Below are 18,802 nucleotides of genomic sequence, written 5' to 3' on the forward strand. Positions count from 1 at the left end.
GTCTCCTCGATGCTAGAGGGCGGGCTGCTGCAAGTATTGTAGGTCTCAGTGCGGCGATACACATTGCATGTCTCGGTATAGTAGCCATAGATAGGGTAGTAGCAATAGCCGCCCGACGCCTGGCCAAGCCAAAAGGAGATGTCGGTATACAACAGCGTCGATGAACAGTTGCGCGTCACCGTGCCCAGATTCGTGCTGCTGCATTGTGCGCAGTCACTAAAGCAACTTGAGCAGTTCTCCCCAGCCGAGCAGGTTCCGTCCCCGCAGACGGGATTCTGATACATGCAAGTATTGTAGACGTCGTAGCACGTCATGGTTCTTTGATTGCGCAAGTACTCATCGTCATACTGGTTTGCATATCCCAGGCAGTCATTCAGTTGTGTGCCGCAACTGTTGGGCACCGGGGCCGGCGGGGGCCCTGCCGGGCACGTTGCAGAAGCGCTCCCCGCCGAAACCAACATGGCCATTGTAAAGGCTGCGAAGGTCCATCCAAGATTCAGAGACATGCAGATTTTCCTTAAGCTCCTGATAGTCAGGAGAGTTTGGGGTGCGTCCCCGGAGTGAGCCGACGAGGAGGAAAATGATGCGGAAAATCTGATGGCGTCCGTAGAACACGAGGAAAATCGGGCGCTTATGGCGTATCTTGTGCCGGACAGTGGCCTCGCCGTGGACGGACGTGGAATTCTGGCGAGGATGGCTTCTCGGTCTACCCCTGGCGACTGAGAACCGGACCCACCTGTAGCAGGACGCCACCGGGACGACGACGGGCAATCGGGTGGTGTCTACGCCGGTGGCCCGCGGGACTGTTGGTCAGTAGATTGTGTGGAATTCGATTTCTGTTGTAACTTGATTTGAATGCCAGGCATGATTGCGTCTGTTTTTGGGCAGGCACACTCGCATCGGCACCGAGGGCGGCAGCCAGCCCAGTCCCGTCCGGCTCAGCACCAGCGGCGTCCAGCCCAACCCGGAGAACGACACCGCCAGCACGTAGATGCGGCCGACAGGCCGTCACACCCTGACAGGCGCCCCCGTGTCCTCATGCGTCGGTGCCCTGGCATCCATGAGACCCGCCTGGGTTTCCGCGACGGGTGGCTCAACCTTGCGACTGCGCGGGTCCAGGCTGTCTCCGGCGAGCTTGGGAGGAGGGGCATTGGGAGGCGCCTTCTTCTCGTCCGCCAGGCCGGCGACCCGCTTCACGACGCCGAGGAAGAACGGCTCGGAGAAGCCCGCGAGGAAGCCGAAGACGGTGTGGTGCTGCCAGGTGAAGGAACTCACGTCGAGGTTCGCCACCTGGATGAGCCCGCTCGTCAGCACGGCGAAGAGCAGCATCGCGGCCGTCGCGCCCACGAAGGGCTGCGCGGTCAGCACGGGCCAGAAGGCGCGGAGCTGCCGGATGCTCATGACTTCGTCCCGCAGCGAATAGACACCGCCGAGGACCGACCCCAGGGCTCCGGCCGCCATCGCCGTCAGGAGGAGGGTGTTCACGGGGCCGTCAAAGGGCTTCCCCTCCCAGAGCGCCATCACTCCCGCCAGGCCGAGCACCACGCCGAGCACGGCCGTCACCGCGAAGAAGTAGTTCGCGCGGAGCTGCTCATTCGCGCGGTCATGTCGCCAGGCGTCCATCCGCTGCTGGTAGAGCGTGGCAAGCCGGTCGACGACCACCTCCCGCCGGCCCGGTGAGAGCGCTTCGCCCGTCTTCTCGGCCGCCGCGCGCTGCTCTCGGAGCTCCTTCAGCTCCGCTTCGCCTTCGAGCAGCGAGGACAGGTGCGCGTCTGGCGCGAAGTAGAGCAGTGCGATCTTCAAATCCTCGGCGGCATCCCACGCCGCGTCGCGGCCGAGCTTGCCGGTGATGCGCTGGAGGACGGAGGTGACCGCCTGGACGGGCGGAGGCGGCCTGGCCACGGCGGCTCCGAGCTCCAGATACACCCGGAGCTCGACGAGGCGCGAGGAGACCCGCGAGAACGCCTTCACGAGCTCCGGGTCCTTCTTCTTGAACCCCGGCACCTTCCACGGATTCGCGAGGAAGGCGTTCACCGTCTGCTCCGTCTCCTGAAGCTTCTGGGCCAGGTCGTTCGCGTTGCCGGACGTGGACTGCGCAGCGGGGATTGGCTCCATGGCAAGCCTCCGACAATCAGACAGCCTGACGAGCATAGGCCGGTTGGGGACCCTGGCGGCGGCGTGCTGGAATGACAAAGGCCCGGGGCCGCTCCTGGCGACCACCGGGCCTTTCTCAGTGCTTCAGGACGCCGTTACTTGTTCGGGTTGTCCACGCCGTTGCTGGTCCAGGTGTAGCGCTGAATCCAGTCACCGCCGACGCCAAGGCCCGTCTCACGCTTGCGGTCCTGGACGAGGGCCGGAGGCAGGCCCTTCTCCTGGAAGGTGGCCGGCACGCGGGTGCCCGACTCGAAGTGCGAGTTGTTGACCACCTCGTACGTGAGGTTCGGCTTGCCGGTCTTCTCGTCGATGCCGGTGCACTTCACCTCGGTGCGGTACGAGCCGATGAACCACTCCAGCGACGTGTACTTCTCCTTGCTGGCCTCGGCGGTGCCCGGGCCCGTGAAGCGATACAGGGCCTTGTCGTTCTGCTCCGCGGTGGCGTTCTTGGGAGGGAACACGTCGCCCGGCTTGGGGTTCGGGTACAGCTTGAAGAACTCTTCCGTCACCTGCTGCTGGTGCGGGCGGCCGGCCAGGTCCTCCGTGTACGCGTTGTCGCGGACGGTGACGCGGTCGGTGCCGTTCGCCGTCTTGTCCCACGTGCCCAGGTCCTTCGGCTTCTCCTCGAGCAGCCACGTGCCCCACAGCTTGGGCCAGTCACCCTGCAGCTTCTGGCCCGTCACCGGGTCCGTGGTGCGGGTGATGCCCTCGAGGTCCACCTTGCCCAGCGTCTTCAGGCTCTCGGTGAGCGAGGAGTTCTTGCCCGTGAGCAGCTCGGACGTCTTGGCCAGCGCGTCCACGCCGCCCTCGGCGGCCTTCACGAGCTGGTTCGCCGCGCCGTCCGGCAGCAGCTTGGTGGCGCCGTCGTACGCGAGCCGCAGGCCCGTCTGGAACGTGTCGCGCGCCAGGTCCTTCGGGTCGGTGACCGCCTTCTTCAGCGCGTCCGTCACCGGGTTGTGCTTCACGACCTCGAAGGTGTCCTTCGTGGTGTCGACGACGGTGTTCTTCACGTCCTTCGCCGTGTCGACGACGGTGTTCTTCACGTCCTTCGCCGTGCCGACGACCGTGTCCTTCGCGTCCTTCACGGTGTTGGTCACCGTCTTCTTCACATCGCTGAAGCTGGGGATCTTGAAGCCCATGAGAGCCCTCGGGGGTAAGGGGGCGGTTCCCTACATGGTAGTTATCGGACCCACGGGTCATTTGTTTCCTGGGAAGTGAGATTGAGCGTGGACCCGCCTGATTTCAGGGGGTTGGCGCGGAGGAGGCCTCGGCCACGTGCAGGCCGCTCCCGTTGCCCGACCAGGTATTGCCCTGGACGTCGAGCGTCCGCGCGCGGGCCTCCAGGCCCGTGGCGTTGTCGAGGAGCCACGAGTCGCGCAGCACGAGGTGCAACGGCTTCCAGGCCGATTCCCCGGCGGGGCCGAAGGCGCCGTTGCTCGAGACGACCGTGCTGACGAACCTCGCCTCGCCGCAGGTGCCGTAGCCGAACTCGCCCAGCGGCACCTGGCCCACGACCTCATTCTTGTAGAGCAGGCTCGACCTGAAGGTGACGCTGCCGAAGGGGCACCAGAACACGAGCGCGTTGTCACTGAAGGTCGAGCGGTCCACCTCGACGGAATGGAAGTTCGCCGCGAAGGCGAGCCTGTTCCCGCTGAAGAGCGATGAGCGCACCCTGAACGCGCCGTTGCCCGCGTCCTGCTCACTGGCCAGCCCGGTGCCGTTGCGCAGCAGGCGGCAGTCCGTGAGGGTGAGTGTCGTGGCGCTGCCGTAGCGGTTGTAGACGGCGTTCTCGTTGTCACTGAAGGTGAGCCGGGACAGCCGCACGTCCTGGCCGGAGTCGACGAGGTAGCCCCAGGTGAAACCCTGGATGGTGCCGTTGCGCACCGTGCTGTCGGCCTCGACCAGGATGCCCTCCGACACCCCCGTATCCGGGCCGGAGCGGCGCACGGTGTGGCCTCCCAGGTCGAGCACGACGCCCGCGCGGGTGATTCGCAGTGCCGGGCCGTTCGTGCCCGGACACGCGAGGTCGTGGGTGAGCCGCGTGCTGCGGGTGATGGCGTCGCCGCACCGGAGGCGGCGACTCGCGTCCGCTGCTCCTGCGCCGGCCCGCGCGGAGGGTGACACCGCCAGGAGCACCGCCAGGCCCAGGGCCACGGCGGCGACAGCTGCTGCACGACGCATGTGCCTACCCCTTGCGAGAGCCCCGGCCCCGTGCCGTGGAGGCTAGGCACAGAGCCTCTTTCGGCTCACCTCGCCGTCGGGGTCAGCCCGCTGCCCGAGCGTTGACAGTCCAGAGGTGTCGCGGCACCTCGGACGCGGGGGCTACTCCACGAGGGGTAGCGAGAAGTGGAAGGTGGAGCCGCGCTCCACCCCGCTCTCCACCCAGATGCGTCCGCCGTGCCGCTCGATGATGTCGCGGCAGATGAAGAGCCCCAGGCCCAGCCCCCCGAAGCCGGAGATGGGCGCATTCCTCGCGCGGAAGAAGCGCTCGAAGAGGTGCGCCTGCTGGTCCTCGGGGATTCCAATGCCCTCGTCCTGCACGGAGACGACGGCATTGCCTCCCTCGCGCCGCGCGGTGAGGCGGACCGTGCCGCCGGTGGGGCTGTACTTGAAGGCGTTCTCCACCAGGTTGGTCAACACCTGCGCGAGCCGGCCCCGGTCTCCCATGATGACGAGGGGCTCGCCGGGCTCCTCGAACTCGAGCGAGTGGAGGGTGCTGACGACGCGGAAGTCCGAGAGGACTTCGCGGATGAACTCCCGCAGGGGGATGGGCTCGTTCGACAGCTCCAGTTTTCCGGCCTGGATGCGCGAGGTGTCCAGCAGGTCATTGACCAGCACCGACAGCCGGGCGACCTGGGTGAGCGCCTTGTCCACGTGGTGCGGGGCCACGGGGCGGCCGGCGCCGGCCTGTCCCTTCATCATCTGCAAATGGAGCTTGAGCGGCGTCAGCGGCGTCTTCAATTCGTGTGCGGCGATGGACAGGAAGTCGTCACGGATGCGGATGGCCTCCTGGGCCTCGCGCAGCAGGTGCTCGCGCTCGGCATGGGCGCGGCGCTCCTTTGTCACCTCGACCACCACCGCTCCCACGCCCAGGATGGCGCCGCTCTCCGTCCGCACGGGGTAGTAGCTGACCTGCCAGTGTCGCGGCTCGCCCGGCGTGGCTGGCACCTCCCCCGTCATGTTGATTCCGATGATGGGGGTGTTCGTCTCCAGGACCTGGCGCATGAGCGGTTCGATGACGGGCGCCATCCGCGGCGTCATCTCGCGGACCGTCCTGCCAATCTCCTCCTCCCGGCGCCGGCCATGGAGCGCGGCCAGCGCGTCGTTGATGCGGATGTAGCGCAAATCCCGCCCGAGGAAGCCCAGGCCGATGGGCGCATGGTTGAGGAAGGTGTCGAGCACGGCGAAGGACTCTTCCAGTCGCTCGCGCGCGCGGTGCTCGGCGCCGAGCAGCCGCGCCTGCTCTGCCTGGGCGTGACGCTCGGCCGTCACGTCCCGGTAGCTCCAGATGCGGCCGACGATGGCGTCTCCCACGCGCTGCGGAATCGACTTGCGCTCGAACACCCGGCCATCCCGCAGCTCGACGATGTCGGAGTCCTCTTCGAGGGAGGGAGTGAATCTGCGCTGGACGAGCCTGACGAACTGCTCGGGGTCCTTGACCAGCGGGGCCGCGCTCGCGAGGGCCTTCTCGGCGCTTCGCTCCAGCATCATCTCGTCCGTGAGGCCCCACATCTCCTGGAAGCGCTTGTTGAAGGCGGTGATGTCCCGTTCCAGGTCCACCACCACCACGCCGTCGGTGATGGAGTCGAACGTGGCGCGCAGCAGCGACGTCTTCTGCTCGAGGTGCTCCCTCGCCTTGCGCTCCTCTGCAATCTCCACCGTGCAGGCTCGCGGCTCCCTCGCGGGCATCGGCTTCGGGGGCTCGACGGTCCGGAGGCGGGCGCATGCTCCCAGTTGCGTGCCGTCCTCTCCGAAGACGGGCACCACCACGGCGCTCAGGCGCTGCTCCCGCCCGCTGCCCTCGCACAGCCCTTCCGTGCCGGCGAGGGCCGTGTCGACCGCCTGCGTGAGCCAGGGAAGGCCGCCGAGCACCTTGTCCATGCGGTGGCCGACGGGCGCGCTGCCTCGCCACCCGGCGGCGCCGGCCAGCACCGGGTCCATCCACACAATCCGCCCGAGGCCGTCAACGACCAGCGTGGCATGGAGGCTCGCCCCCACCTGGAGCAGCCGCTCGTAGGGGGAAGCACTGGAGAGGCGGGGTAGCCCAGCGCTCATGTCGCCCTTCATCGCGGCCACCTCCCTCCGAAGCCACGGGACGGCCCTCCCGAGATGGAAACATGCGGAGTACCGGAGCCGCGTGAAAGGGTCTGCTCGCGCGAGGACTCCAGCCCCCGTCCGCGAGCGCGGCACGGAGCCGGGCCTGCTGGACGGACGCAGGCAGCCCCGCCCGCCGCCGGTGGCCGAAGCCGTCGTGGCGCGCTAGCGGCCGGGCGGGAACGACGGCTTCTGGAACGTGGGAACGGGCAGCGACACGTTGACGGGGAAGCCCCGCGTGTCCCCCGTCTTCAGGAACGCGATGACCTGCGCGAGCACTTCGGGGTGCTGGTCGAACACGGGGGCGCGAGTGTGGTGCACGCCGCGGTGGACCAGGAGCGCCCGGCCGTTGGGAAAGTACGGCAGCATGCTCACCCTACGCGGCACGGGAGGCACTGGCCGCGGGACGGGTCCACTGAGCGGAGCGAGTAGGGCGCTTCAGGGCTCGTGCGAGGGCCGCGAACACGCGCGTGTCGGTAGGGTATCGGAGGCGAGGAATGACATCGGCCCGCCGCGCATGGCGCCGCCGCTGGAGACGCCCTGCTTTGGTCATGACAGTCATTCTCGCACGGCGGCAGGAGAGGGCTGACGGGGCTCCGCAGTAACTGGGTTGCTTGATTCGGATAAAACATGTAAAACGAGACAAGTTGGATTGTTCTCCGCCCGTTTCGCCACGCACCCTGGAGGCCCCGATGAAGCGCTCGAGCACGTGGATGATGGTCAGTGCACTCACGCTGGTGATGGGCTGCGGAGGGGCGCCTGAAGACGTGCCGCCGGATGCGCCCGAAGCCCAGGAGGACGTGCTGTTCTCGCAGACCATCCTCCGGGAGCGGCCGGATGGGACGATGTCGCAGGAGACGACGTTCATCACCCGCGAGGAGCAGCTTGCCCAGATTGAAGCGCGCGACGCGCTCGTCCGGAGTCTCGGGGCGCGAGTCACCCAGCAGGACCTGGACGACCTGCTCATCGACAGCGGGTGTGCGGGCTCCAGCCTCTGGCTCTTCGACCAGACGTCTCGTACTGGTAACCAGCTCTGCCTCTACAAGCAGGCCGGAGCGGACGCGGCCTGGCTGAACCTGGGGACGGTCATCCGGAAGTTCACCAACCCCTATTTCGTGACGTGGGCGAACGCCGTCCGAAGCCTCTATTCGGGCGTCCATCCCGGCGCCTTGCAGTCCTGCACCGCGACCTCCTGCAGCACCCTCATCTACCAGAGCTTCAATGCCTATCAGCTGCTCAACACCATCTCCTATGGGACGCAGCTGAACTGGGCCTACCTCTACACCCCTTGAGGGATGGCGGAGCGCCCGGTGGCCCACCGCGGCCACCGGGCCGGTACGAATCCGTGAGACGGCGGCCGGGGACGGGCCCTCATGGAGGGCGAGCCTGAATTCCTCAGCTCGTCTCGCTGCGAAGGTCCCCATGAATCTGAAGGTCGCCGTCCCGGTAGTGGTCTCCCTCGCCTTGCTCGGTTGCGGAGGCGTCGAAGCGGAAGCTCCGGCCGGGCCCGATGCGCTGGGCACGGCCCCCCAGGAGATCGCGGTGAACACCAACACCGGCTTCCTGGTTGTCTACAACGTGAACTACGAGAACCTGCCGACCGCGAGCGACACCTGCGCGGGGGACTGGCAGGACCTCGTCTATTTCATGAAGACGCAGGCGTACTCGCCGGACGTCCTCATCGTCCACCAGATGAGCGGCGCCGCGCAGGCCGCCCAGCTCGCCCAGTTCATGGAGGACAACCTGCCCGGGCTGTATGACTCCATCGTGTCCGAGGCCAATCCGGCTGCCATGAACAGCCCCTGTGGCCCCGCGAAGGACTTCCAGACCAACGCCATCATCTATCGCACCGGGCGCCTGCAGCCCCTCTCGGGCACGAAGGCGACGTGGCAGGTCTACAAGGGCGCCAACGGCTCGTGCGTGATGAACACCCAGGCCCGGTCGATTGGCCTGCGCGTGGCCTTCACGGACGTCATCGCCAACAAGAAGGTCGTCCTCGGCTCGTCACACTGGCCCACCGACCAGGAGGGCCCGGCTTCCGACTCCGGCTGCGCGGAGAAGAACATCCAGCTCACGGACTCGAAGATGCGCGGCGTCACCGGCGCCAACCTGATTGTCTGGGGCGTGGACTCCAACGAGGGCGACCACAACGGCAGCTCCTACAAGGACTGGTACAACCAGGCGAACTCCCAGATTGCGAGCACCATCGAGTACAACTGGAACGACCCCATCTACGAGGCCTGCTCCGGGAGCCGCGGCTGCCTCGACGACAACTGGACCATCGGGTCTGGGGGCCGCATCGACTTCCTCTTCTTCAATGCGGCGGCGACCTCGTCGAATGGTCATACGGTGACCTTCAACGAGGGGGATGACGCCGACATGCAGTTCACCGGGAGCGACCGGGGCGACCTCAACTACTCGGACCACCGCGCCATGAGCGCGCGCATCCACTACTGACGGGAGCGCGGGCATTCCCGGGGCGTGGCGCTACACCATCGAGGCGAGCAGGCGCAGCATCGAGTCGGTGGTGACGTACCCCACGCCGCCGTGGGTCGGGGGCGGCCGGTGGTCCTGCATCCACGTGACGAGCTGCTCCGCGGTGCCGCCGGGGTTGGCCGTGCGCGCCTGCTGATAGAACTGCATGAAGTAGAAGAAGCCCGGGTCGGCCGGAGTCGTCGCTCCCGGAGGGACGAGCACGTCGAGGAGGCGGTTGATGTCCTCCGGGCCCATCTCGAAGTCCCGGGCCAGCGTCACGACGCTGCCCGTCTCCATGAGCCCGCGGGAGACGAGCTCTCCCATCCGCCGGTAGTCGATCCCCAGGAGCGCCAGGTCGCGCGCCTGGGTGGGGTGGTCCATGCCGAGACTCACCCGCGCCTCTGCGTCGGAGATTCCCAGCCGCGTCGCCCGCGCGATGGTGTCCTGGCGCACTTCCTCGCGGTGGATGCGCGCCTCCCAGAACCTGCCGAGCTGCGTGGCGATGAAGGCGCCGGCGGCCACCACGCCGCCCACGGGGCCGCTGATGAGCCCGAGCGCGGAGGCCGCGGCGAAGGCTCCGCCGACGGACTGCGCCCCTACCTGCAGCCAGGTTCCATTGTTCGGGTTCTGTTGGGAGAGGAGCTGCAGCACGTTGAGTGCCGACGTCATCGCGCCCAGCGTGGAGCCCAGCCTGCTCAGGTTCTGCGCCAGGCCCGAGATGGCCGCCGCATTCCCCGCCGCGCCCGCGAGGCTGGTGCGCGTGACAACCTCCCCCACGCCCTTGAGGGCCAGGCCGAGGACCGTCGCGGCCATGCCGGTGCTGCCCAGCGGAGCGATGAGGCTGCTGAGGAAGGTCGGAGACTGGAACCGCTCCGGCTGCTCGAGCATCGCCATGGACAGCGCGGCGGAGACCAGGGCGCCGGCCCCCGGCGTCCCGAGGTCCGCCGCCATCCGTGACAGGTCGGTGATGGCGCTCACGTCTCCCGAGGCGACGCGCGCGAGGGCGCCCAGCGCCGCGTCCGGGTTGCTTCCGAGGACGTGCTGCCGCACGGAGTCGGGCATCCGCGAGATGAGCGTGCGCACCGACTCGACGGCCTCTCCCGCCGTCTGGCCGGACGCGAGGGCGCTCGTCATCGTGGCGGTGACGGCCGGGCCGTAGATGTCCCGCTCGAAGTCATGGCCGGCGCCCGGGGCGACCATCCCCAGCAGCCGGCCGTGCTCGTTCAGGAAGTCCACCGCCGTGGCCGCCTGTGCCGAGTTGGCCACCAGCTTCAGCCCGTCCATCAGCGGCAGGGCCGCCGCTCCCGTCGTGTACTGCGACTGCTCGTGGTACGCCGCCAGGTAGCCCTCGAGGTTGGCGCCCTCGGCCTCCAGGTGGTCCGCCACGGCGGCCACGGCCGCATCCCGCTGCGCATAGGCGTCCGTGTGCTCGGCGCGGAAGTTCTGGATGTAGGAATCCCGCTCCTCGGGCGTCAGGGTGGGGCCGAGGATGGCCAGGTCATCCGCGAGCTGCACCTCCAGGTTGTCCACGCGCAGCTGCGCGTCCTGGGCCGCCTGGACGCGCGTCTCCAGCTCAGCGTACGCGTCCGCGCCCGCGAGCCCGCGCACCACGTGGGTGCGCTCCACGCCGCCGGCCGCCACGCCGCCGGCGTTCCCCCCGAGGAACAGCGGGTCCATGGCGCCGCTCTCCGCGCCGCCGCTCACGGGCTCCGGCAGCCTCATGGAGGACGTGCCGCCGGACTGCTCGGACCACTGCCGCAGGCGGGCCTCGCGGCGGTTGGGGACTTCGAACGTGCTCTGCTGGCGGGGGAGTGCGCTCGCAGGCTTCTGGAGGATGGCCGGGGCCGGCGGGGCGGCGGGCGCCTGACGGGGCGGGGCGGGGGGCGGCGCGGTGGGGGGCTTGATGCGGACCATGGCGGCGAGCTCCTGGATGGAAACGGAAACCTCTCCTCCAGGTGTCGCGCCGGGGCGGATGCCGGTTGAATTAAACCGAGTTAAATCCGCGGGCGGCGGGGGGGCCGAGCGCGTCGAGAAGTGGCCCGCGTCAAGAGCGCCACGCCACCTGGAAGGCATTGTTTCGCGGTGACCTGCATTCTCCGTGAGGGGATTGGGTGGGGACTACCGTTACAGCTCACAACGACGCTGGGGGCTGTGCATGGCAATCCTGAGGACGTGGGCGGTAGCGGTCCTGGCGGTGTCGCTGTGGGCCTGCTCGAGCGACCTGGAGCCTTCTCCGCCGGATGCGGGTTCAGCGCCCATGCTCTCCGAGACGCCGCTGTGGGCGGCGGACGGAGACCCCACGCATGACGGTGGGTGCTTCGGGCGGTCCCTGGCGCTGGGTGACCTCAACGGTGATGGCCGCAAGGACCTCGTCGTCACCGCGCCGCCCTGCAAGGCCACCGCCCTGGACCCGGGCCGCATCTCGGTGTTCGCGGGAGAGGACGTCTATTTCTCCCGGCAGGCTGTCACCACGGAGTTGGCATGGCAGAACACCCATCCGCGCACCAACGGCAGCAACCTCTTCGTGAGCCTGGGCAACATCAACGGAGACGCCTTCGCGGATGTGCTCGTCAACGGCAGGTATGGCATTTCCATCTACGCGGGCCAGGAGGACCTGACGCGAGTCTTCTCCGCGCCGCTATTCCGGGTACCGGGCAATGGCTTGTTCCAGCCCGCGAAGCTCGTGGACCTGGATGGTGACGGGCTGCATGAGCTCGTGGGCGCGGACCTCAGCACGGGGCTGCTGTGGGTCTACCGCCGCGCTCCGGATGGGACGTTCTCCATCGTGCGGACGCTCCCGGGCTCTTCCAGCCGCCAGGTGGGCGACACCAACCTGGATGGCGCCGAGGACCTGCTGGTGGCGGACAGGGAGGGACGCACCCTGCTCTACCTCGGCTGCAAGCCCGGCAGTGCGCTCGCCTGTGAAGGCCCGCTCACCGTGGAGCCGGTGTGGTCCATCCAGGCCGAGGGCGCGTATGCCCTTCCGGACCTGAGCGGCGATGGTCGTCCGGACCTGTTCCTGAGCGGCCTGGGCGGCGCGCTCCAGCTGCACCTGTCCCGTCCGGAGGGTGGCTTCGCGTCCACGCCGGTGTGGCAGTTGCTGGACGACGCCGCCTTCTTCGGCATTGGCTACCCCACCCTCGCGCTGGGGGATGTGACCGGGGATGGCCAGGACCGCGACTTCGTGATGGGGGCCGACGGGCGGCTCTACCTCTTCGCTCCGACGGAAGCGGTCTCCGGCCCCCTGAAGCCGGTGTGGGCCTGGCCCCGGGAGGACCGCTTGCTGCCGGCCAGCTTCGTGACCTTCACCGGAATGACGCCCGCGGCCGCGGGGGACCTGGATGGAGATGGGTACGACGACCTGGTGGTGGGGTTCGCTCCCACGGGGCATGGCGCGGCAACGGGGCGGGTGTGGGTGCTCGGCGGCGGCCGCGTGCCGGCCACCCCGGAGGCACCGCCCTTCCTGCCCGAGGCGAAGGCGTGCGGCCTGTCGGTGGACCCGGTGAACGGGAAGGCGGACCTCACGGTGGACGCGGACGTGCTCGCGCGGACGCTGTTCGTGGATCGGCGCACCTTCGCGGCGGAGGCCTGCGAGGTGCTCGAGGGGTGCGTGGCCTCCGGTGGCGCGCGGCGCCTGCTGCGCTTCAGCGCGTCCATCGTCAACCGGGGCACGGCGCCGGCCACCGTTCCGTCACCGACGGAGCGCCCGGACCTGTTCGTCTACGACGAGTGCCACCTGCATGACCACCTCGTCGGCTTCGCCAGCTACACGCTGCGGGACGCGCGGGGAGACACCACCGCGGTGGGCCGCAAGCAGGGCTTCTATCTCGCCGACGCCACCCGCTACTGCACGGACGCGCCGCCCTACACCGACTACTCCCCGCGGATGGGAATCTCGCCGGGCGCCGCGGATGTCTACACCGCCGCGATACAGTGCCAGTGGCTGGATATCACCGACGTGGCGGACGGCGAGTACTCGCTCCAGGTGGGCGTGGACGAGCAGGACGTCATCGAGGAGGAGGACCTCCTCCCCAACCAGGTGACGCTCAAGGTCCGCCTGAGCGGTGACGCGGTGACGGTGCTGCCGTAGGCCCTCCCCATTCCGGAAGGGAGCACGGCCGCCGCTCGTCTCTGTCACCCCAGGGGCAACCCCTGGCGTCCCCTGGGTGACGCGCCCCTCCTCCTGGAAGGCCGCTGATTTCCCGTTGGCACATGCGCACCTACCGGCGTGGGTCACGCGGAGCGGTGGCCGTGCGGAGCGCCTGCTCGTCGCGTCATCGGCCCGGGAGGCCTCGAATGAAGCGTCAGCACGTCTCAGCCACGCGCTGGAGTGTCCGCTGGGGGGCCGCGTGGGTGGCGGCGGCACTCGTCGCGCTCGCCGGGTGCGCGCGGGAGGACGTGCCCGACGATGGCCTCCCGTCGGGGCGGGACGTCAACGCGGACACCCTGCGGCCCCTGGTGATTTTCGACCATGACATGGACTTCGATGACGCCGCCGCGCTGGCGCACCTGGCCCGGCTCCACAAGGCCGGGCAGATAGATTTGCGGCTGGTGACTGTCACCAGCGCGGGCGCGGGGCTGCCGGGGCGCGCCATCCGTCACACGCGCTGCCTGCTCGAGCGGTTCGGGCTCGCCGACGTGCCCGTCGCGGACAGCCGTCGCGTGGGCGCCAACGCCTTCCCGGAGATATTGCGGCTGACCTTCGAGCAGGTGCTGACCGATGTGACACCGGGCTGCACCGCGAGCGAGGAGCCCTCCACGGTGCCCGCCGAGCAGGCCCTCATCAACGCGCTCGTCGGGTCGGAGCGGCCCGTCACGCTCATCGCCACGGGGCCGCTGACCAACGTCGCCGGGGCCATCGAGCTTCGCGCATCGCAGGGCGGCAAGTCGCTGGCCCCGAGCGTCTCACACGTGTTCGTGCAGGGCGGTGCCCTCCACGTGCCCGGTGGCCTGTGCTGCGGGCTGGAGACGACGTTCGACCAGACGCAGACGTTCAATCCGTGGGCGGACCCGGCCGCGGCGCAGGCGACGCTCGACCATTTCCTGTTGACGGACATCGTCATGGTCGGCGCTGACGCGACCAACCACGTGCCCATCCGCACGGACTTCATCGCGCGGCTCGATGCCGAGGCCACCACGCCCGAGGCCGAGTTCGTCCGCGACGTGGCGAACCACCCGGTCATCACCTCCGCGGTGACCTCCGGCCTGCCCGTCTTCTGGTGGGACCCGCTTGCCACCGTCGCCGCCACGACGCTGGACATCGTCGACTACGAGCTCGTGCGCATCGCCATCATCCAGAGCGGCCCCTCTTCCGGGCGCACGCTGGAGGTCGGCGCGCACCAGGGCGGCCGGCTGGTCCGGTTCGGCATCTCGGCGAACCAGGCGCTCTTCGAGGACGCGTTCCTCAACGGGCTCAACACGCCGATTCCCTGAGCGCCTCGGCGAGGGCACGCCCGGTTGCGCATCAGGGGCCGGGAGAGAACAGGGCTCCATCCAGCAGGGTGGCTTCGCTGCCACGGCCGACGCCACCCCAGATGAACATCCTCGTCCCCAGCCATGCGGCGGTGTGATTCGAGCGGGCCTCGGGGGCGCTCCGGCGGCTCATCGGCGTCCAGGTGTTGGTGGCGGGGTTGTAGGCCGCGCCATCCTGACAAGCGCCAGACGAGTCATCCGCGCACTGCTCCGCCGCGCCGCCCCAGATGAGCATCTCCTCGCCCGTCCAGACGGCCGAGTGCCCGGCGCGCGGAGTCGGCGCATTCGCTCCCGGGAGCGGAGTCCACGCATCCGTCTCGGGGTCATAGCGGGCTCCGTCGCCACACAGTCTCGGCTCTCCCGCTCCGTCGCGCGAGCAGCCCAGCCCGCCCCAGACGATGAGCTCGCGGCCCGTCCAGACCGCCGTATGCGCCCACCGGGCCGCGGGCGCGCCCGTCTGCCCGAGCGGGCGCCACGTGTCCGTGTCCGGTGCGTAGGCGGCCCCATCTCCCAGCGCCACGTCCCGCCTGGCATCACCGCTGCCACCCCACACGAGCAATTCACGTCCGCTCCACGCCATCGAATGATAGCGGCGGGGCGACGGCGCACCCGACGCGGCCATGGGCGTCCAGACATTGGCCTCCAGTGAGTACCGGGCGCCATCCCCCAGGACCCGGTTGCTGGCGGGCTCCTCGCCACCCCACACCAGCATCCGCGCGCCCGTCCACACCGCGCCATGCCAGCCCCGGGGAGACGGCGCGCCCGCGGAGGCCAGTGGAGCCCAGGTGTCGGTGGCGGGGACGTAGGCCGCGCCATCTCCGCAGGGCGTGAGGAGGCTCGAGCCGCAGCCCACGCCGCCCCAGACGAGCATGCGCTGGCCCGTCCACACCGCCGAGTGCAGGTAGCGCGCGGCGGGAGCCTGGACGCCCGACAGCGGAGTCCAGGCATTGGCGGCGGCGCTGAAGCGCGCCCCCGTGCCGCACAGCCCCTGGCTGGTACAGAAGCCCAGCCCGCCCCAGACGAAGACGTCGTCTCCGCTGGCGACCAGGGTGTGGTGCAGCCCCGAGGCGGGGCTGTCCGCGAGCGCCACGGGCGCCCACGCGCCGAGCCCCCCGGAGTCGTTCGGGGGGCCTTCATCCGCACAACAGGCCAGCAGGCCGAAGAGGCACGCCGGCAGGAGGCGCACCTGAAAGAAGGAGCGGTTGTGTTTCAGGTGCGCCATGGGTGGACCTTTCGGCTACCAGGGACGCGGGCTACCGCAGGTGTAGCCCGGGCCGTTGATGAAGCGTGTCACGGCGCGCGTGTTCGCATCCGCCGCCGCCGCCTGCCGCACGGTGGCGGGAACCCACCACTGCGGCTGGTCCGCCACGTCGCACAGGAACTCTACCTGCACCTGGTTGGGCGAGTGGAAGCGGCTGGCCGTGCCATTGTTCTCCCACATCGCGCCGAAGGCATAGGCGCCGATGCCGTGGAAGTAGAAGTAGTCGCAGCCGTTGATGGTGCAGCCGCCCTGAGGCCCCGCGCGGTGGCCGCCCTGGTCGCCGTTGTTGATGCCGTACTTGTCGAAGTACGCGTGCCAGCCCTCGTGCATGAAGTCACCGCCGCGCGAGCCCGGATTCGCATTGGGATGGGTGCGGTTGTAGAGCGGGCACGCCGTGTCCACGCGGTCCGTGTCCCACGGCCAGAAGCGCGGGGTGAAGCGGCCGAAGATGCCGCCGTCGTCGGTGACGCCGTGGTACAGGCTGTCGTGGAAGTTGCTGCTGGCCGCCTCCGCCGTCGCCCGGTAGTCCACGGTGCCGTGGAAGGACTGGGCGCCATTGTCCGCCAGCCCGTACGTCACCAGGTACGCCGCGTTCCAGTGCTTGGGGAACTCGAGCGCCACGTTGCAGGCGTCGTTCCAGCCGCGGCTGCTCCAGTCGCCGGAGCGCAAGTCGTAGGCCTGGTACTGCCAGAGGTAGAAGTCCTGCCAGCAGCCATGCATGTTCCAGAGGTCCCGGTCCGCCTGGCTGGCGCCGGACTGGTCACACACGGCCAGCGCCTCGGAGGCAGCGCCCAGCGTGCACAGGGTGGAAACAAGGGCAATGCTTTGCTTGAAGTTCATGACGGTAGTCCTTTCGTCGTCCCTGGGAGCCCGAGGGGTCTAGTGGGCGGGAGGCGGCTCGTTGAACCGGTGGGGGTTCTGCTCCGCCGGGCGGGACTGGCCAGACAGCTTCTCGGGCGCGGGCGGCAGGAGCTCCGGGTGGGCCTCCAGGTACGCGGCCAGCTTGCGGTTGAAGGTCTCCGCGCTCTCGCCGCTGACCCGGCGCACGCGCTCGAGCAGGAGCTGCTCGTCCTTGCGCACGTGCGGCGCCAGCGCGCGGCGGGCCTCGTCCGTGTCGCCGTGGTTCCACAGGTACGCGCTGATGGCTTCGGCCCGGACGATTTTCGACGGGTGCCGGGCCGCCACGCGCAGCACCTCCGCATCCGCGTCACGCGTGCGCCGGTACGCCAGCCCGGCCACGGCCTTGGCCTGGAGCTGCGCCAGGGCGGTGGCTTCAAGGAGGTCTCCCTCGACGACGGTGCCCGTTGTGGGCAGCGGTTGCTGGATGAGGTCCCTGAGGAACTTCTCTCCCTCCGCGCTGCGCATCTCTCCCAGGATGGCGAGCGAGACGAGCGCGCGGCTGTGGTCCGACTCCTTCGCGGTGCGCGCCTCGTCGATGACCGCGCGGACGATGTCCGGGTTGCTCGCGGCCGCGGCGATTTCCCGGCGCGCCGTCTCACGCTCGTCCGCGACGGACATGCCGGCCCAGTCGATGAAGGCCCGCGTGTTCTGCCGCGCCAGCTCTCCGCTGCCCACCAGCGCGGGCGGACGGTGCAGCTCCCTCGCCCGGAAGGCCGCGCTCGGAGCGCCCGCGGGCGGCTGCCGCGCCGACGGCGGCTCGGAGGCACTGCCGGACGGGCCGGCGGCGAATGCGGGCACGGAGCCCACCATCCCCAGGAGCGTGACGAACGCTCCCAGGCGTGGAGTACGCCTGTTGCTTCCCTTCATGTCTTCCCCCTCATTGAGGCCTGGCCGCGCGCTTCGGGCGCGAGCGAGGCACTGGCCAACGCCCATCGCGGACGGTGGGCCGGCTGCTCGAGGAGGAGGATGGGTGGACGGGATGAACGGGCGCTCTCCGCCGGCAAGCAGCGGGCAGGCGGACTCTACTCATCCACGTCCGGAGTGTTTCCGCGTGAGCGACAACTGCTTGTGAAAAGGCGCCTGTCTTTGGAGGACAGGCGCCTCGAGGTCCTACGGGCTCACTCGCTCCAGTAGGTGTGCGTCATCACGCTGAAGCCATTCACCGTGTCGACGTAGATGGCGATGTTGTGGCCGCTCCACGGGTCATCCGCGTAGCTGAGGTAGCAGCCCTTGAAGGTGCGCCCCGCGGTCAGCGCGTCGAGGTTCGCCAGGCCGGCGGTGACGACGCCGCTGGAAATCTGGTTGTTGCGGTTGGCGAAGCTCACCGTGCCCAGGACCTCGGCGCGCACCTCGGCGGCGTCGGCCAGGTTCGGCCGGACGGTCGCCGCGTACGGGGTGCTGGTCGGCTCGAGCCCGAAGCACTCCAGCTGATGGCCGTAGTGGTGCTGGGTGATGACGGTCTGCCACCAGTCGAAGTGGCGGGCCATCCGCGCGCCGTAGTCCGGCTGCGGCAGCGCGTTCACCGCGTTGATGAGCGCCTCCAGGGGCCGGCTCAGCGTGGCCGAGTTGCGGATGTTGCGCAGGCTCACGTCGCCGATGCCATAGACGTCCGAGATGGCCTGGGTCGAGGTGAAGGGACGCAGGCCGAGGAGGTTCGCGGCGCCGTTCCACGCATCCGGCAGGACGTCGTGCAGCTCCGAGTCGCTGATGGTGTTCACCAGGGACACGATGGCGGCGTCGTCATCCGCGGAGACGGCGAGCGTGTCCATGATGCCGACACAGCTGGGGCCGATGTAGCTCTGGGCGCGGGCGCCGCCCTCGATCTGCTCCAGGCGGGCAGGGCCCACGCCGCGGACCGAGGTGACCTGCGCCAGCGAAGCGAAGGGCGACACCGTGCGCGCGGCGACGAGGTTGCTGGCGACGTCGCTCGGCAGGTACGCGTCCAGCGTCTGGTAGGACGCACCGTTCACGAAGTTGAGGATGCCCTGGCACTCCGGGGCGACATCCACGTCCGTGGTGGTGAGCGGCGCCTGCTGGCTCTCGATAGAGGAGGACTCGGAGGGCTCGGAGGCGGGGGCGGATTCCACACCGCCGCAACCGGCGAACATGCTCACGGCGAGAAGGGCTGAGCCAATACGACGCATCAGGGACTCCTGGTTGGGGAACTGCGGGGGAGTTGTCTCAATACACCAATTTTCCCTGTCTCACCCGGCTCACTCATCTCCC

14 protein-coding genes are annotated in these 18,802 nt (G+C 69.1%); 4 read left to right on the top strand and 10 right to left on the bottom strand.

Annotation, left to right across the window (positions count from 1 at the left end; genetic code table 11):
- Positions 1-1,008 precede the first annotated feature (1,008 nt).
- The 5 genes from G4D86_RS36710 to G4D86_RS36730 all read right to left on the bottom strand — a co-directional run bounded on the left by G4D86_RS36710 (position 1,009) and on the right by G4D86_RS36730 (position 6,837).
- Complete coding sequence (locus G4D86_RS36710; RefSeq protein ID WP_163998808.1) at positions 1,009-2,115, bottom strand: hypothetical protein; 1,107 nt, start codon at positions 2,113-2,115, stop codon at positions 1,009-1,011.
- A 134-nt stretch (positions 2,116-2,249) separates the two neighbouring features.
- Positions 2,250-3,293 carry a hypothetical protein gene (locus tag G4D86_RS36715; RefSeq protein WP_163998811.1) on the bottom strand — a complete coding sequence of 348 codons (1,044 nt, stop codon included), beginning with the start codon at positions 3,291-3,293 and terminating at the stop codon, positions 2,250-2,252.
- 103 nt (positions 3,294-3,396) lie between these two features.
- The gene (locus G4D86_RS36720) at positions 3,397-4,335 is read right to left on the bottom strand and encodes a right-handed parallel beta-helix repeat-containing protein (protein ID WP_163998813.1); all 939 of its coding nucleotides are present in this window, start codon (positions 4,333-4,335) and stop codon (positions 3,397-3,399) included.
- A gap of 141 nt (positions 4,336-4,476) precedes the next feature.
- The gene (locus tag G4D86_RS36725) at positions 4,477-6,429 is read right to left on the bottom strand and encodes a PAS domain-containing sensor histidine kinase (protein ID WP_240360667.1); all 1,953 of its coding nucleotides are present in this window, start codon (positions 6,427-6,429) and stop codon (positions 4,477-4,479) included.
- 204 nt (positions 6,430-6,633) lie between these two features.
- Positions 6,634-6,837: a BTB/POZ domain-containing protein gene (locus tag G4D86_RS36730; RefSeq protein ID WP_163998814.1), complete on the bottom strand. Its 204-nt coding sequence runs from the start codon at positions 6,835-6,837 to the stop codon at positions 6,634-6,636.
- Between the two features lie 323 nt (positions 6,838-7,160).
- On the opposite strand from G4D86_RS36730, the gene G4D86_RS36735 reads away from it, so the two are divergent.
- Together G4D86_RS36735 and G4D86_RS36740 are read left to right on the top strand one after the other, a co-directional pair.
- Positions 7,161-7,760, top strand: coding sequence for a hypothetical protein (locus G4D86_RS36735; protein ID WP_163998816.1), 600 nt, complete (start codon positions 7,161-7,163; stop codon positions 7,758-7,760).
- Between the two features lie 130 nt (positions 7,761-7,890).
- Complete coding sequence (locus tag G4D86_RS36740) at positions 7,891-8,925, top strand: hypothetical protein (RefSeq protein WP_163998818.1); 1,035 nt, start codon at positions 7,891-7,893, stop codon at positions 8,923-8,925.
- A 30-nt stretch (positions 8,926-8,955) separates the two neighbouring features.
- Here the strand turns inward: G4D86_RS36740 and G4D86_RS36745 are convergent, their stop codons facing one another.
- Complete coding sequence (locus tag G4D86_RS36745) at positions 8,956-10,857, bottom strand: hypothetical protein (RefSeq protein WP_163998820.1); 1,902 nt, start codon at positions 10,855-10,857, stop codon at positions 8,956-8,958.
- 241 nt (positions 10,858-11,098) lie between these two features.
- Here G4D86_RS36745 and G4D86_RS36750 point away from each other — a divergent pair, with 241 nt between their 5' ends.
- Complete coding sequence (locus G4D86_RS36750; RefSeq protein WP_240360668.1) at positions 11,099-13,033, top strand: lysyl oxidase family protein; 1,935 nt, start codon at positions 11,099-11,101, stop codon at positions 13,031-13,033.
- A 206-nt stretch (positions 13,034-13,239) separates the two neighbouring features.
- Positions 13,240-14,376 (top strand): nucleoside hydrolase, encoded by a 1,137-nt coding sequence (locus tag G4D86_RS36755; protein WP_163998822.1) that lies wholly within the window; start codon positions 13,240-13,242, stop codon positions 14,374-14,376.
- Between the two features lie 31 nt (positions 14,377-14,407).
- Here the strand turns inward: G4D86_RS36755 and G4D86_RS36760 are convergent, their stop codons facing one another.
- The 4 genes from G4D86_RS36760 to G4D86_RS36775 form a co-directional block, all read right to left on the bottom strand.
- Positions 14,408-15,637 carry a Kelch repeat-containing protein gene (locus G4D86_RS36760; RefSeq protein WP_163998824.1) on the bottom strand — a complete coding sequence of 410 codons (1,230 nt, stop codon included), beginning with the start codon at positions 15,635-15,637 and terminating at the stop codon, positions 14,408-14,410.
- Positions 15,638-15,652: 15 nt separating this feature from the next.
- Positions 15,653-16,516, bottom strand: coding sequence for a hypothetical protein (locus tag G4D86_RS36765; protein WP_163998826.1), 864 nt, complete (start codon positions 16,514-16,516; stop codon positions 15,653-15,655).
- 39 nt (positions 16,517-16,555) lie between these two features.
- On the bottom strand, positions 16,556-17,443 hold the full coding sequence (locus G4D86_RS36770) for a hypothetical protein (protein ID WP_163998828.1): 888 nt from the start codon (positions 17,441-17,443) through the stop codon (positions 16,556-16,558).
- Positions 17,444-17,694: 251 nt separating this feature from the next.
- Positions 17,695-18,720 (bottom strand): helix-hairpin-helix domain-containing protein, encoded by a 1,026-nt coding sequence (locus tag G4D86_RS36775; RefSeq protein WP_163998829.1) that lies wholly within the window; start codon positions 18,718-18,720, stop codon positions 17,695-17,697.
- Between the last annotated feature and the right edge of the window lie 82 nt (positions 18,721-18,802).

Source organism: Pyxidicoccus caerfyrddinensis (assembly GCF_010894405.1).
Taxonomy (GTDB): domain Bacteria; phylum Myxococcota; class Myxococcia; order Myxococcales; family Myxococcaceae; genus Myxococcus; species Myxococcus caerfyrddinensis.

Excerpts from the sequence above, each read along its gene's own strand:
- G4D86_RS36710 (WP_163998808.1), bottom strand. The coding sequence starts at position 2,115 with ATGGAGCCAATCCCCGCTGCGCAGTCCACGTCCGGCAACGCGAACGAC.
- G4D86_RS36715 (WP_163998811.1), bottom strand. The coding sequence starts at position 3,293 with ATGGGCTTCAAGATCCCCAGCTTCAGCGATGTGAAGAAGACGGTGACC.
- G4D86_RS36720 (WP_163998813.1), bottom strand. The coding sequence starts at position 4,335 with ATGCGTCGTGCAGCAGCTGTCGCCGCCGTGGCCCTGGGCCTGGCGGTG.
- G4D86_RS36725 (WP_240360667.1), bottom strand. The coding sequence starts at position 6,429 with ATGAGCGCTGGGCTACCCCGCCTCTCCAGTGCTTCCCCCTACGAGCGG.
- G4D86_RS36730 (WP_163998814.1), bottom strand. The coding sequence starts at position 6,837 with ATGCTGCCGTACTTTCCCAACGGCCGGGCGCTCCTGGTCCACCGCGGC.
- G4D86_RS36735 (WP_163998816.1), top strand. The coding sequence starts at position 7,161 with ATGAAGCGCTCGAGCACGTGGATGATGGTCAGTGCACTCACGCTGGTG.
- G4D86_RS36740 (WP_163998818.1), top strand. The coding sequence starts at position 7,891 with ATGAATCTGAAGGTCGCCGTCCCGGTAGTGGTCTCCCTCGCCTTGCTC.
- G4D86_RS36745 (WP_163998820.1), bottom strand. The coding sequence starts at position 10,857 with ATGGTCCGCATCAAGCCCCCCACCGCGCCGCCCCCCGCCCCGCCCCGT.
- G4D86_RS36750 (WP_240360668.1), top strand. The coding sequence starts at position 11,099 with ATGGCAATCCTGAGGACGTGGGCGGTAGCGGTCCTGGCGGTGTCGCTG.
- G4D86_RS36755 (WP_163998822.1), top strand. The coding sequence starts at position 13,240 with ATGAAGCGTCAGCACGTCTCAGCCACGCGCTGGAGTGTCCGCTGGGGG.
- G4D86_RS36760 (WP_163998824.1), bottom strand. The coding sequence starts at position 15,637 with ATGGCGCACCTGAAACACAACCGCTCCTTCTTTCAGGTGCGCCTCCTG.
- G4D86_RS36765 (WP_163998826.1), bottom strand. The coding sequence starts at position 16,516 with ATGAACTTCAAGCAAAGCATTGCCCTTGTTTCCACCCTGTGCACGCTG.
- G4D86_RS36770 (WP_163998828.1), bottom strand. The coding sequence starts at position 17,443 with ATGAAGGGAAGCAACAGGCGTACTCCACGCCTGGGAGCGTTCGTCACG.
- G4D86_RS36775 (WP_163998829.1), bottom strand. The coding sequence starts at position 18,720 with ATGCGTCGTATTGGCTCAGCCCTTCTCGCCGTGAGCATGTTCGCCGGT.